Annotated in this window: 1 protein-coding gene; it reads left to right on the top strand. The window is 32.0% G+C overall.

All coding sequences use genetic code 11. The features are described 5' to 3' along the window. On the top strand, positions 1-895 hold an 895-nt coding region (locus tag ACWIX0_RS13840), incomplete at both ends, for a bacteriophage T4 gp5 trimerisation domain-containing protein (RefSeq protein ID WP_454174562.1).

Genomic DNA, 895 nt, shown 5'->3' with positions numbered 1-895 from the left:
GAGAATCAATGCCTTTGCTAATCAAGCAATAATTGATAATAATATATTGCAAAGCCATAAATCTACATTAGATTCTGCAAACACAGAATCAAACGCGCAATCAACAAACCATTCAAATAATGTAAGCCAATCAAACGCGCAATCTAGCGAATCTAAAACATTAAAAGATTCAAATAAATCTAATTTAAACCTTAAGGATTCAAGTAGCAACAATACGCAAATATTAGATTCAAGCAATTCAAACAAAAACAACAATGAATCTAATGTAAATCCAAGTGAATCAACCGCAACAAACAACACACAAGATAATACACAATATTATTCCCCCTACTTACGAGTAGCCTCTCCTATTGCAAGTAATAATGCAGGATTTTATCATACTCCAAGAGTAGGTGATGAAGTGCTTATTAGCTTTTTAGATAATGACATTGATAAGCCATATATTAGTGGTAGCCTATATAATAACACTAACACCCCAAATCTAAACCTACCAAAAGATTCTCATAAAACCACATTTAGCTCTAAAACATTAGGCTTAAATGAAAAAGGCATAAATGAAATAACGCTAGAAAATATAAAAGATAATGAGCTAATCTCAATCCACGCTCAAAAAGACTATGATGAGACAATCGAGCATAACTTTACTCAAACTATTCTAAACAATAAAGAATCTACCATAAAAGGACACTACAACGAAACCATAACAAAAACACATACCCAAGACATAGCATTAGCCAAAATAGTCAAAGTAGGTGCAGAATATAACACAAATGTAGCTTTATCAAAAAATACTATCGTAGGCACAAGCAACGCATTAAGCATAGGAGCAGATAACAAACTAAAAGTAGAGCATAATAGTAGTGAATACATTGGAGGGGATAAACAAACTACAATA

The sequence above is a fragment of the Helicobacter sp. T3_23-1059 genome (genome assembly GCF_053654515.1).
The sequence above is the reverse complement of the archived record's forward strand: the minus strand, read 5'-3'. Positions and strand labels throughout refer to the sequence as shown.